The following is a 12693-nucleotide window of genomic DNA, read 5'->3' as shown; positions in this document are numbered from 1 at the left end:
CCTCTACTGACCGCAATGAGTGTCGTAGGTGACTTCACGGTTTCTGCCCCTACTTTTGGCCTTGCCGAATCCCTCGAAGCAGCGCCCTCACTGACTGTCGAACTTGATCGACTCGTAGCTCACAGCCGCAAGTGGATTATGCCATTTCTCTGGGTCTCGGGACCAGAGTCCGAGTTTGATCAGTTCGACGCAGCGGTAGCCAGTGATCCATCAGTCCAGCGGTTCGACGTAACTGATCGGTTCCCTGACTCGCGGTTGTACAAAATGACATGGAACCTCGAGGTCGCTCGCACTGTAGACACGGTTCTCGACCACGAGGGAGTGATTCTGGAGGCGACTGGACAAGGAGAGAAGTGGCAATTGAAAGTTCGGTTTGCCGATCGTGAGCGGTTAGCGGAGTTCCACTCTCATTTCAGAACTAATGGAGATGTCGTTTTGGAACAATTGTTTTCACCAACTGAGCCACACAGTGGCGCGTTCAACCTGACGACGAAGCAACGTGATGCTCTCGTTGCAGCCTACGAAGGCGGCTACTACGAGGCACCCCGAGAAGCGACTGCGACCGAACTGGCTGATGGCTTTGGCCTCTCCCAGCAGGCGTTTTCAGAGCGATTGCACCGCGGGACTTCCAAACTCATCGAAAACGCCCTCTTGACAGGATGATTCTAAGCTAAGTATTTAAGCACCCTGTCTATCTCCCCTACTAAGCTATATCCGGTGGATACCTAATAAGGGCGAGAGTCAGAATGGAATACGCCCTACCCACATCCTGCGAGCCAGATATGCTGTTCGAGATTCTTGCCGATCCCCGTCGTCGCCATCTAATTGCAGTTCTCAGAGGGTACGATCGGACTGACCGAGTCTTCGTCGACACCCTGAGTTCTCGGCTTGCCGCACGCGAGAAGGCAACTTCCGAGACAACTGACGAGATCGCTCTTACGCTTCACCATCAGCATCTTCCAAGGCTCGACGAGGCAGGACTCATCAGATACGAACCAACCAGTAAAATGGTCGAATTCACTGACATCACTGATGATCAATCCGTTATCGACTTCGCCACGGTCATTGAGGATTACTGATCGTTCGTGTTTTATAGTGTGTACAGATCGGCGGTTCTCGAATCTCTGGGGGCCGAATCAAACGGGTATGACTTCACCAGAACCTTCCGAGAGGCGTGCCGTAGAGATCCTGTTAATTGAGGCAAATCACGGTGACGTGAGACTCATGAAAGAATTGTTCGCTGACGCAGGCATTACGAACGAAATTCATGTCGTCTACGACGACGACGAAGCCCTCGATTTCATCCATCAACACGGGGGGTACACGGACGCTCCGCTACCAGACATCATTCTTCTGGATCCCAAACTTCCTGGGAGAAAAAGCGAGGACGTTCTCGATACCCTCAGTAACCGGTCTGAATTAGCGTCGATTCCAGTGATTGGAATGACTGGGTCCGGTTCGGAAGTTGATATTGCGAAGTCGTCTGGTATCAACGTGGACTCTTATATCCAGAAGCCGCTCAATCCAGATGAATTCCTTGATGCCATCCAAAACATGGGTGGATACGGAATCACAATCGTTCGAAAATCCTCTAGAGACACAGTCTAACGAATGGCTAATGAGCAAGTTGCGTCCTTTCTTAGTATTCGTACGGCCGTTAAAACACATCACAGCTCGAGGGTTTCGATAGGCCAGATTCGTGTGCTGTGTCAAGAGATGAGCGACGCTACTCGTCACTACGACCGTCATTGGGAGAGACTGAGTCAGCCGCCTCAATGAGCGACTCTCCGAGCGCACGCATCCCGTCAGCGTCAGTCCGCACGGTCAGCTGCCGGTTCTCACCATCGCGAGCTGCATTAAGGACTACCGCAACATCTGTTGATGAACTCCCGGCAGGTGCGATTATCCGTGCCTGCGACAGCGTCGGTCGAGAATCCTCACTAACGAGTTCGGTCCGGTCAATCACTGACATGAGCTTCGGAAGCGTCTCGTCGTAGGTCACGCTGCCTCACCTCCGGTGGTGGAAGCATTGAGTCCGTCGGGTTCGTCGTTAGTGCTCGCCGCCTCAATGAGCTGTCGCGCGGTCTCGTCGTCGCGACATGACCGTGCACGCATCTCAACGTTGTCGACCCATCGACCGATCGCTCCGCGGGAGAGTCCGGTCTCGTCGGCGACCGTTCGATACGGGACGCCATCGGCGCGCATCTCGAGTGCGTCGATCACGTCGCCGAATTGCTCACCCGGAACTAAGTATTCGCGCTCGCTGTCGAACTCAACGCCGACCGGTGGACGGGTATTCCACATTTCCCGCTGCTCTCGGTCGCGCACAGCCGCGATCGCCTTCTGAATCTCCTCGCGTTTGATCGCAGTCTCGACTGTTCGGCGGACGCCGTGGGCCATGCTGTCGACGTCCTCGACATCGGCGACGAAAGCGAATTCGGCGCCACCCTCGGCGGCGGCGCGACGCCACTCGGCGAAATAGTCGTCACGGGCGAGTCGGCTGTCGTCCCACGAGACGACGTACTCGTACTCGCCGTTGCGGACGCGTTCAACCGCCTTGAGGACCTCGTCATTGGCGTCGATGCGCGGGTCACCCTCGTCGCGCGAGAGGATACTGAACCCGGTGTGAACGCCGAGGTCGACAGTATCGATGCTGTCGGCGAGTTCGTCGGCAAGCTCAGGCACCTGGTCGCGCTGAAGGCGAAGGCTCGCACCGTCCTCGTCGCCCTGTGACCGCCGGATGAACGCGAGCGCGTGTGTGCTATCGTCAGTCATCAAGGATCGTGATTTCGAGTTTGTTTCCGCTTTTGACTTCCCACTCAACTCGCTCCCCTTCGAGTCCCATTGCTTCAGCAATTCCTTTCGGAACGGTTGTGCGATACTGTTCGACGGTTCTCTCTTCGCCGTCGGAATTCGTGATAGTGCTGGAGGTCTTTGTGACGGTTGTTTTGGGCATTAGCAGTTAGTGCTAAGAGTAGCACTACACTTAGTGCTAATTACCGATGTCCCGGAACCCCAGGGTAGTGGGACGCCTTCCCTTTCTGACTACATCTCAGACGCAACTCACAGAGTCGGTTCTGAGCAAAGCAAAAGCTGTGGTGAGTTAGTCCTGAACTTTGCTCCAACCTTCCTTTGCAAACGGATGGGCTTGCTTCGACATCAACTCAGCCGTGAGGTCACGTAAATCATCGACAGTGGGATCGTAGTCGATCTCTTCGTAGAGACGCTCAGCTCTCTCGAGAGCAACGGTCGAGACCTCACCGAGGACTATCACCGTCCACTCAACGACCCCGATACGTCCTCCAGCATGGGTAGGACGAATTTCGAGTTCACAGCGGACCAGCACAGGATCAACCCAGTCGCGGAAGCGGACTTCCCTCCTGACGCTCATCCCTAGTGGAGTCGCACCTACGACATTGCTGACGCTCGTTCGGTCCTTATCAGCGGTCGGGAACCACTCGAGTAAGTCGTGTTGATCAGCACTCACAGATCGATTCCCTCCATTATGGATGGTTGACCCTCATCTGCGTCGCAGAATCTCGCAATGTCCTCTGGTTGAAGGTCTGGGCCCAGACAGTCCGGGTGGACCCAGACTGCGAATCCACTTTGGCCTTCGAGGGCCTCGTCGATCTGCACTCGACCCTCCGATCCAGGACCACGCCATCGAACATATGCATCGTCTATAGACTCGAGCGCACAGATCACCGCTGGGAGTAGCTGGTTATAGATCGTCCCCTCGTACTCGACATCAGCCTGCTCTGCGGCATCGAGCTCGAGAGAGACATTATTCGAGATGAACGTAGCAGCAGCGTCGGGCGAATCCCACGACCCGTCGGTCATACTGCGATAATCTTTCTGAGTTGGGACCCCTAACGCAGCCTGTCGGTTGACTTCACGCAGTCGGTCGCTGTTGTTCAAGTCCTGTTCTGGAACGAACAGGATGATCCCCGGTCTGTGGGCGTTGTCTCGACCAAACGAAATTCGGCCTAACGATCTCACGGCTAGGTGACCCGACGGAATGGGTGCCCGTGCAAGGTAGTGGAAAGCTGGCGAAAGAAAGTCGCTTGGTGGAGCGTTGCCCATTGCTACCTTTTTAGCGATGTCTCGAAGCTCGGTCAGCGCCTGCTTGTCTAACTGCTCTTGGTTGCTCATTCGTTCCGTGACGCAGTCAAGGATGGTTCATTATAAGCCTGAGCACCCTCCAGATACTCGACTTTGAAGGAGGAATATGGGAAGATCACCCAATAGAGGGGCAACGTAGCTCGGAAAGCCGTTGTTGCAGCAAAGAACTGAGGAACTCAAAACCGGTCTATAATTAACAAATCCAGCAGCTAACGAGCAGATTGCCCCCTTGACTGTACAACGGGATTCGGAAAGCAGTCAAGACGATCGTCGTCGACTGCACTCCCTGACAAACTTCCAGCCAACTTTCAAACCAAAAATGGGGTGATCGCAGTGGCCTGAGGGTACTGTTTTGACGTGAGCTCTACTAAGAAGCGGAAAATGTCAATATACAGAGTTGGACACACACACCGTGCTTCATCTGCAAATGCCTCTGAGAGAGGGAGGGCCCCAGAAATAGAGCCCGGTCACAGTATTGGGCGTACTCTACAGTGAGACTTTGCCTTCGGAATAATCGATGGGATGGGTGCTTCTGTGAGTAGACGTGAGAGAACTAACAAGACGACCGAGTGGAGAGTTTACACACCACACACAACTCTCGAAGACTCAGACTGAGATTCCAGACACACACACCCCGTGTTTCATCTGCAAATGTATCTGAGAAGGCCCGTCAGGTAGCTTTTCGCCGGTCCCTGAAAAAGAGAATTGCCTGTAGAGCGCCTATATTGCTCGTTTCTCATAGATGGAGGAGGGTATACGATCTGCTGAGTAGATTCTTTGATGGCAGTAATAATAACCTATACCAAAAGAGTTTTATTATAGTTAATAGGGCGATCTCTCAGCAAGAGATGAGTAAAAGATCATATCTCGAGGCAATCCTGCTCTTGGAAACTTGCGATAGAATCAGGGTAGATGATTCTCTGTCCTACGCTAATTGGATGATTCCAAAGTCACTGATTTCGAAGGGGGCCTCCCTTCTCACGTGGACTTGCAGATGAAGTACGGTGTGTGTGTCTCCAAGCGCATCACCTTCTCAGCGAGTGCAGTGGATCGAAAGAAACATCGATCCACTAAGTTGATGATTTCAAGACCGCTGATTCGGAGGGGGTTCCCCCCCTCTCAAGAGGACTTGCAGATGAAACACGGGGTGTGTGTGTCGAAGCTTGAGCCAGACCTAGGTCTTTCGACCTGGGACGAACAGTCTCACCAAAGTGGAGAAGCAACAGTAGTAGGATCGACTTCTGTGACCGGGACGTTGTCTCTTCGAGAAACGTATCTAGAACATCTTCGTTGAATCCAACAATTTTCCCTCTTCCTCGCATCTTGTAGTGGATCTCTTCGAGCGGGAACTCACCGTCTGTCTGATTGATAGTCTCCCTGCTGTCGTCGAAAACTCATCTCGTCGATGATTGAATGTCATGTAGAGTAACGCTGTCGTCAGCCGATAGTGTATCCGATGCATCCCTAGACCAGTCGTGAGATCCAATCTAGAGAGGGATCGTGTCTATAGATGTAATAGCAACCGGGATGAGTACATATGACTCGTTAGACTCCGATCGTCAAGTCAGACCAACGATAAGCAAATCCCAGTACGGCAAGATGCAACTACTTATCCTAGTCCGGTCCGCAACATCTCATACACCGTACCGGTATGAGTAACGGCCCGCGTTTGGGCGCGGGCCAGGTGCGGTGTTGGAGCAACCGCGTATGCAATTACGAGCTATCAGACAAAAACGTCTCGCTCGGTTCCAGATGCACAGTCTTCCAAGTAGACTACCTGAAGGAGGAAGCGATGACTGACGCTGGGAGCACCGACTACGAGCTGCCGTTCGGTATGATCCTCAGTAGTCAACGACGCGTCAATGTCGCCCGCTATCTGCTCGAGGAATCTCCCGAACCACCAGTAGATGTCGGTGATCTGGCCGAGGGAGTTGCAGCAATCGAGGTCAGCAAAGAACCGCGCCAGGTCACCGGAGAAGAGAAGCATCGAGTCTACGTCTCGCTCATCCAAAGCCATCTTGACCCTCTCCACCGACAAGATGTTGTCCGATTCGACCACGACCGCAATGTCGTCTATCCAGGAGCAAATCTACGGACGTTCTACGCTTTCGCGATCTTGTTACCTGGTTCCAACATTCAGTAGCTAAACTCCAGTCTCAGAACTGCAAGAGCGAGAATTCTCTCTTTGATGGCAAGTGAGTTTAATTAGTTGATGCTAGGTCTACACGTCCTTGAGGTGTTTGTATCGAATCGTATAGCCACCAGGTAACGTACGTCCCTCACAGTACGCTTCACGGTTGAACAGGAGTTCGAGTCGTCCGTGGGGCCAGTCGTACGCTTTCTGATTCCTGCGTAGATTGAACCCTGGGATGCACTCCCAGCCGTCGACTCGTCCGGTGAGCCGATGCATGTACTTTCGTCCGGTGTCGGGATTGGAGACTCCTGAACAGTTGCACATGATCTCCTGAGCCGTCGTGATTTTCCGGGGATCAGCGGGGCTCGTTCGCTCGATACACAAGGCCAGTATTTGACGAACTACTGCTTCTGTCTTCGCTTCCGCAGTCTTTGGAACGCATCCATCAACGCGATCAAATGCCGCCCAAATCTCTCTATCGGTTGGTCCCCGCTCTTTTCCTGTCATATTCTGCCATTCTCACCTTGGACTGAAGAACATTAGGCGCAAGCTCGGATGCACAAACCGATAATCAACCAACAACGTTGATCTGAGGATGTATTGATCAGAGGTCTTAGACAATCTAAGTCGGTTCCTTAGTCCGAAACTCAATACAGGAGCAGACGGTCTTCTATCCCATTTCTAGACCTCCTGATCTAAGCCAACTAATAGCCAACTACTGATAGGCCATATCGTCGTTTGATGACACAGGAAGCAGATGTCGAGAACTCTGCACCGGATCTTCCACCGGTCGACGAGTTCTATTCAGGACTGGAGGCGCTTGACTCGACCCTGGTCGAGTTACCTCAAGACGTTCCAGAACCGACGGAAATCACTACGACTGAATCACCAACTGACGTACGCGAAACGGAAACACCTGTAGGAGAGACTTGGTTCACAGTTTCAGAGACAGTTAGAGAGCATTTCTCGGGGCTCTCAGCTGCGAACCACGAATATGATCCTCAGTCGAATGAACCGCTGTATCTAAGAGCAGCGTATCCCGATCCATCGGAGCCAGCCACGACCATCAGAGTCACATACAAACCTTCAGGGACCCTCTTTGTCGAAGCAAAATACTACATCGGTCTCGCATCGTGGCCATACTATCTCGGGACGAACGAAGGGCTCTCTATACCCGTCCTCTATGCAGCTGCGATCGCAGCAGGCCTCAACTACAGCTCTGTCGCAGTCGCGACAGGACAAACTCAGCTCAGCTATCACCAAGGTCTCGCAGTCAACTCGGCAGTCGGTGACGTCCACGAGCGCTTAGAAGACCTTCGAGATGATACGGAGGAATCAACCAGCGAGAACACACTTGATAAGTTCTTAGCTCTCGTCAAAGATCGGCCAGAGTGGACCATCTAATCTAATAAGCCTCCCGCACTTACTCGAGTAGATCGTCTATTTGAGACTCCAGATTAGAAAACGCATCTTCTGCTGTTTGTATGTCTGGAGACCCTGTGACTACGACTTTCCCATTTGCAAAGAGTAACAGCACGGTAGGGAATTCGGGAGGTCGGTAAACTAACCCAGGAAACTGTTCTGGCTCATATTCGACCGCCTCGAGCCCTAGACCAATTGCGAGCGCGTTGAGGTTCACACTGTGCCCCAGATCGGCCGTACAGACGACGTTCTGTACGGTGAATCCTGGATCAAGGTCAGAATCGATGATACCGAACTCAATCAAGTGCTCGAGGAACTTTTCGTTCGTATCCTCCAGTTCCTCGAACGTCGAACATCCGCTGATGATGTATTTCCCGCTGCGATAGACCGTGATCAATGGCCCGCCCTCCACCAGACGGACGTAGAGGCCATGATAGTTCTCTGGGTCGTATTCAGTATACGGCACATCCAAATCAGCACCCAGTTGCTCAACGTCTAACTCAACGTTCAGACTTCCCGAACCGACAACATTGGCGATACTGACCATCACTCAGCCTCTTCATCTGGAATGACGAACGCGGCCGACACTAAGTCTGGCTCTTCTGGCGTGACGTGTTTCTCTTCCTCAAGACGAGCCAGCTCTTCGTCCCGCTCACGTCGCAGCGATTCGAGCTTCCGTTTCGCATTTCCGATCGGAGCGGACATGTCCTTTCCCTCTTCGTCTCGTTGCTGGTACGTTTCGAGGCGCTCTTCCCACTCATTGATTTCCTCCTCGAAGTACCGCTCTGCGTGCTGGCGCTTGATCTCGATCTCGCGTTCGCGCTCCTCACGTGCTTCATCGGCGAACGACTCGACCTGCGTCCAGGCCTCCATCTGTGTCTCCTGGTGGAGTTCTTCAGCCATCGATGCCAAACGGTCGAGAGTTTGGTTAGAGGAGGTCTCTTCGGGAGGGAGCGTATCGATTATCTCGGGAGCACTGGTGGAGACCTCGCCGTCCGTGGTAACGTACAGTGGAACGAGTTTCTCGGTGACGACATCGCCAGCCCCTGAGACGTAACCCAGTCGGTAAGTAAAGAGTATTCCCGGTGCTGGCTCACTTCCACCAGTGACTTTGACGGCGAGCTGGCCTTGGATGCGGTCAGAGCTGAGACAGAACTCGATAAGCGACTGGACTAACGGGTGATCGAGCGCGATGAAGTCGACGTCATCCTGGTCCATCGCGACCTCTTTGGTAAAGGTCGCACGTTCGTACTGCCCAGAAACTCGGTCACCCGAGAGTACGTCCGGAACGTCCAATTGGTAGACGTCTCCACCAGAACGCGAGGGGCCGGGGCGAACGCCCTTGACTGTACCGCTGAACTCATCGAAGAACTCGCGAACGAGAACTTCGATGTCGTCTTCGCTCACCTCCCCGTGCTGGCTACGTTCAATAACATCGAGAACCTCTTCGTCCTCGTTGGAGAGGTCAAACCGGTCCCGAATGAGGAACTCGTTCTCAACGGTCTGTAAGGCGTCTTTGCGTTCCTCGATGGTCGACTCAATGTCTGCCACCACCTTGTCTGTTGGCCGACCTTCAGCGATAGCAGACATGATCGTCTCGTCGAGGTCGACATCCTCCAGAACACGACCCATCACGTCCGACCGCATTCCGAGGTCAGACTCGATCTGGTTGGTTTTCTCGACGAGAAGGTTGAGAATCTCGCTCTCGCGGGTATCTTTGAAGAACAGATTGCGAATCTCGACGGTGTGTTCCTGTCCGTAGCGATGGAGTCGACCCATGCGCTGGTCGATACGAATCGGGTTCCACGGCAGGTCGTAGTTCACCATGATGTGGGCGAACTGGAGGTTGAGCCCCTCCTGTGCCGCGTCGGTCGCCAGCATCAGATTCGCTTCTTCCTCGAACTTCTCCATCTCTCGCCGACGGCGCTCCTGATCGAGGTCACCGTACACCTGCGCGATGTCGTGTTCGGGGAACACCTGATCGCGCAGATACTCGAGAGTGTCCGTGTACTCAGTGAAGATGAGGATCTTCTCATCGGGGTCTTCCCGCAGAATGCGGTCGACGAACTGGCGAAGCAGTTGTGCCTTCGAGTCGGTCTCGATGTTCTTGGCTTGCTGCCAGAGCTGTTTAACACGGTCCAGTTCCTCCTGCATCTGCGACCGATTCAGGGTGATCGTGACCGTCTCAAGGGCCTCTTCGACACGTGACCGTTCGGCCTCGGTTAGCGTCTCGGGTTCCGTACTGTAGCGCGGGATAAGCTCCTGTACGTCGTCGGGAAGTTCTTCGGCGATGCCATCGTTCTGGATCGCCCGCATGCGGTTTTCCAGCGATTTTCTGATGGCATGGACGCTAGAGACCAGCCGCTTCTGGTAGATGACCATCGTAAAGCCGGCAGCCTGGTTCTCCTCTTGCTGTGCAAGGTTGTAGTATTCGCGGATGTACTCAGTGACGTCCTCGTAGAGCTTTCGCTCAGCCTCGGACATGTCGACACCCAATGCCTCGATGTTCTTCTCGGGGAACATGCGCGTCCCATCGGTGTCGTACATGTCGTCTTTCAACCGCCGTATCATCAAGTCCTCCAGCGCGTCGGGGTTAATTTGTGACTCGTGGCTGAAGCGGTACGGGTCGAGCAGGCTGACGAGGAAATAGAACTGGTCGGACTTGCCCTTGTGTGGCGTTCCTGTGAGGAGCAACAGGGAGTCAGAGTTCTCAGCGACCGCCTCGCCCACTAGGTAGCGTTGCGTCCGCTCGATAGAGTCGTCACTCGAGCGGCGAGCTGTCAGGTGGTGAGCTTCGTCGAAAACGGCGACGTCCCACTCCTCGTCGAGGTTATCGAGCGCATCGAGAACAGAGACTTTGTCCGAATCAGGATCGTCGGTCGTCTGTTTCGCGAAGTCGATCGAGGTTATGATGAGGTCTTCCTGCTTCCAGACGTTCTGGTTCGGGTGGGACTGTCGATGAGTTTCGACCGTCTCGCGGTCGTAGATGACGAAGTTCCGGTCAAACTTCTCTCGCATCTCCTCTTGCCACTGGACGGTCAGCGGTGCCGGTGCGACGATGAGTACACGCTCGGCGCGTTCGCGAGCGATGAGTTCCTCGATGACGATACCGGCCTCTATGGTCTTCCCGAGACCGACCTCGTCGCCGATGAGGTAGCGGTGGTCGTAGGAGTTCAGGATTTCGTAAGCAGCCTGAACCTGATACGGTTCGATCTCGATGCGGTTGTTCGTCAGCGACAGGAACCGATCGTACCGGTATGCGAGGTCAAGGCGAGTCGCACGCTTCCGAAGGTCGTAGTGGATAGGCGAATCAATCTGCCGCGCTGCGAGCCGGTCAACGATGGAGTCAATCCTCTCGATATGAGGTAGGCCACTCGGAAGTTTTCGAAGCTGTCCCTCTGTGGTGTAGACGTGGAGGAGTTGGCCTCCATTCGGTCTCTCTTCGATTTTCGTGATTTCGCCTTGGCCACCAGCGAACTTGACATATTCGCCGACCTCAAAGTCGGTCATTCTTCTAGTGTTGATTCGATACGCTCCACCTCGTCATCCTCGAAGCCGTAGAGAGCGTATACAATCCGATTGATGAGGTCATCGGTTTTCTCAATCTGGTATTGAATGTTCTCTGCTCGGTTTTTCGTCGAGAGGTACCGCTGAATACCATCAGAAACGTCGTCCTGAGCCGGAAGTGTGGTTTTCTTTAGGCGGTCAATCAGTGAGTTCGTCTTGGTTGCTGTTTCTCGGAAGTTAGCAAAACCGCCTGCCTCCTCAACTGCGACAGGAACAAATTCCTTGATAATCGCTTTCATCTCCTCGGAGAGGCCAATGAATTCCATTGCTGAGTAGGACTGTGTTTCAGTATACCCCCATTGGTCGGTTTCAAAATCCTCTGGGTCATCTGGTTTATACCGAGCAGTAAGCTTGACTTCTAACTTAGATCCTGAATCAACAATATCTATGCTTCCAACTCGGAGGCTATCTCTCGTTTCTGAAGTTTCAGCGATGATAGACTCAGCTGCACCTTGAGGTGGCTGATACTCTGCTAGCTCACCTAATTGTTGACCGTTCGAGTATGTGCCCAAGTAGTCCAATATGTTCAGATTCAACTGATCATGTTGCGCTTTGAGTTGGATAATCTCTTCAGCTAAGAATCCGAGGAAGTCATGAGTCGTCCCACTACGGAGGTCGAACTGCTCGGTAAAGATGGGGCACTCTTCAGTAGTTGACTGTGAGATAAATTTCTCGTACCACTCTTGACATTCTTCAACAGAATCAGCATCTGAGTCTGTAGGAATCTGTGGAACAGAGAACGGATTGAGATAGTTTGTCTTAAAAGTGAAATAGCCACCTCGAAGAGTATATCCGGTATTGCTCAGGAAGAACCACAAAGTGGGGCTATTCAGAACGGAAAGCAAATACTCAGGTGAGAAGTCTACTGAGTCATTGACTAATAGACCATATACCTTCGTGGTGTGGTATGTCCCATCAGAATCATACGTGAAATTAGGTCCATAACTAATTTCTGGAGTTATAATTTTCTCTTTTTGGAAATCTGTGAGGTTTTTTGGATAGACGTAGTCGTACCAACGCTCATGGTCCATCTTACCACCTTCCCGATTTCTCAGGTCATCCTCATGCTGTCGAAGATATTCATAGGTGCGTGGATACCGTTGCTCAAGTTCTTCTTCTTCAACGAATTCAGCATCTTCACCATCAATATGATAGGGGAAAATGACCCAGTACCGGGGTTCTAATGGATCATATCGGTGTACGTCGTTTCCTTTCAAGAATGGTTTGAGCAATCCGGGTTCCAATTCCCAGGTCTCTCCGTCAACCTGGTCGACTACTTCGATTAATCCATCTTCAGTTGTGTTGTGGGTATGCTCAAGTAGGCACTGTCTAGTTTAGCACCTCCGCTGGCGTCTGTTCGTTAAGTGATTGGTGCGGTCGTTGTGTGTTGTAGTAGTGTATGAACTGTTCAAGCCATTCTCTGACGCTCACCCGACTGCCCACCCACG

General features: G+C 52.9%; 15 protein-coding genes. 5 read left to right on the top strand and 10 right to left on the bottom strand.

The features are described from left to right. Positions 1-15 precede the first annotated feature (15 nt). The 3 genes from NDI89_RS05530 (at position 16) to NDI89_RS05520 (ending at position 1608) form a co-directional block, all read left to right on the top strand. A complete protein-coding gene (locus NDI89_RS05530) occupies positions 16-663 on the top strand; it encodes a helix-turn-helix domain-containing protein (RefSeq protein WP_277520522.1) in 648 nt (215 codons plus the stop codon). A gap of 83 nt (positions 664-746) precedes the next feature. Further along, complete coding sequence (locus NDI89_RS05525; RefSeq protein ID WP_277520521.1) at positions 747-1079, top strand: DUF7344 domain-containing protein; 333 nt, start codon at positions 747-749, stop codon at positions 1077-1079. Positions 1080-1146: 67 nt separating this feature from the next. Then, a complete protein-coding gene (locus NDI89_RS05520) occupies positions 1147-1608 on the top strand; it encodes a response regulator (RefSeq protein ID WP_277520520.1) in 462 nt (153 codons plus the stop codon). Between the two features lie 118 nt (positions 1609-1726). On the opposite strand, the gene NDI89_RS05515 is transcribed toward NDI89_RS05520, so the two are convergent. From NDI89_RS05515 to NDI89_RS05495, 5 genes are all read right to left on the bottom strand, one after another. Further along, positions 1727-2002: a hypothetical protein gene (locus NDI89_RS05515; RefSeq protein WP_143095883.1), complete on the bottom strand. Its 276-nt coding sequence runs from the start codon at positions 2000-2002 to the stop codon at positions 1727-1729. Continuing rightward, positions 1999-2775, bottom strand: coding sequence for a serine integrase family protein (locus NDI89_RS05510; RefSeq protein WP_277520519.1), 777 nt, complete (start codon positions 2773-2775; stop codon positions 1999-2001). Before NDI89_RS05510 ends, NDI89_RS05515 begins: the two co-directional genes overlap by 4 nt. Continuing rightward, positions 2768-2956, bottom strand: coding sequence for an AbrB/MazE/SpoVT family DNA-binding domain-containing protein (locus NDI89_RS05505; protein WP_277520518.1), 189 nt, complete (start codon positions 2954-2956; stop codon positions 2768-2770). Before NDI89_RS05505 ends, NDI89_RS05510 begins: the two co-directional genes overlap by 8 nt. 147 nt (positions 2957-3103) lie before the next feature. Next, positions 3104-3487: a hypothetical protein gene (locus NDI89_RS05500; protein WP_277520517.1), complete on the bottom strand. Its 384-nt coding sequence runs from the start codon at positions 3485-3487 to the stop codon at positions 3104-3106. Continuing rightward, on the bottom strand, positions 3484-4152 hold the full coding sequence (locus tag NDI89_RS05495) for a hypothetical protein (protein WP_277520516.1): 669 nt from the start codon (positions 4150-4152) through the stop codon (positions 3484-3486). The genes NDI89_RS05500 and NDI89_RS05495 overlap by 4 nt, the downstream gene beginning before the upstream one ends. A gap of 1621 nt (positions 4153-5773) precedes the next feature. On the opposite strand from NDI89_RS05495, the gene NDI89_RS24050 reads away from it, so the two are divergent. After that, entirely contained in the window at positions 5774-6265 is a 492-nt protein-coding gene (locus NDI89_RS24050) for a DUF7344 domain-containing protein (protein ID WP_425607750.1), read from the top strand. Between the two features lie 78 nt (positions 6266-6343). Here NDI89_RS24050 and NDI89_RS05485 read toward each other — a convergent pair whose 3' ends face one another. Continuing rightward, entirely contained in the window at positions 6344-6532 is a 189-nt protein-coding gene (locus NDI89_RS05485) for a hypothetical protein (RefSeq protein WP_277520514.1), read from the bottom strand. A 465-nt stretch (positions 6533-6997) separates the two neighbouring features. On the opposite strand from NDI89_RS05485, the gene NDI89_RS05480 reads away from it, so the two are divergent. Beyond that, positions 6998-7660, top strand: coding sequence for a hypothetical protein (locus NDI89_RS05480; RefSeq protein WP_277520513.1), 663 nt, complete (start codon positions 6998-7000; stop codon positions 7658-7660). A gap of 19 nt (positions 7661-7679) precedes the next feature. Here NDI89_RS05480 and NDI89_RS05475 read toward each other — a convergent pair whose 3' ends face one another. The 4 genes from NDI89_RS05475 to NDI89_RS05460 all read right to left on the bottom strand — a co-directional run. Beyond that, complete coding sequence (locus NDI89_RS05475; RefSeq protein ID WP_277520512.1) at positions 7680-8225, bottom strand: TATA-box-binding protein; 546 nt, start codon at positions 8223-8225, stop codon at positions 7680-7682. Next, positions 8225-11188, bottom strand: a complete 2964-nt coding sequence (locus tag NDI89_RS05470) for a DEAD/DEAH box helicase (protein WP_277520511.1) — start codon at positions 11186-11188, stop codon at positions 8225-8227. Before NDI89_RS05470 ends, NDI89_RS05475 begins: the two co-directional genes overlap by 1 nt. After that, complete coding sequence (locus NDI89_RS05465) at positions 11185-12489, bottom strand: TaqI-like C-terminal specificity domain-containing protein (RefSeq protein WP_277520510.1); 1305 nt, start codon at positions 12487-12489, stop codon at positions 11185-11187. The genes NDI89_RS05470 and NDI89_RS05465 overlap by 4 nt, the downstream gene beginning before the upstream one ends. 85 nt (positions 12490-12574) lie before the next feature. Continuing rightward, positions 12575-12693: integrase core domain-containing protein (locus NDI89_RS05460; RefSeq protein WP_277521295.1), on the bottom strand; the 119-nt coding region annotated here is incomplete at its 5' end.

Source organism: Natrinema salsiterrestre (assembly GCF_029502005.1).
Classification (GTDB): domain Archaea; phylum Halobacteriota; class Halobacteria; order Halobacteriales; family Natrialbaceae; genus Natrinema; species Natrinema salsiterrestre.
This window is presented reverse-complemented; position numbering and strand designations above follow the sequence as displayed.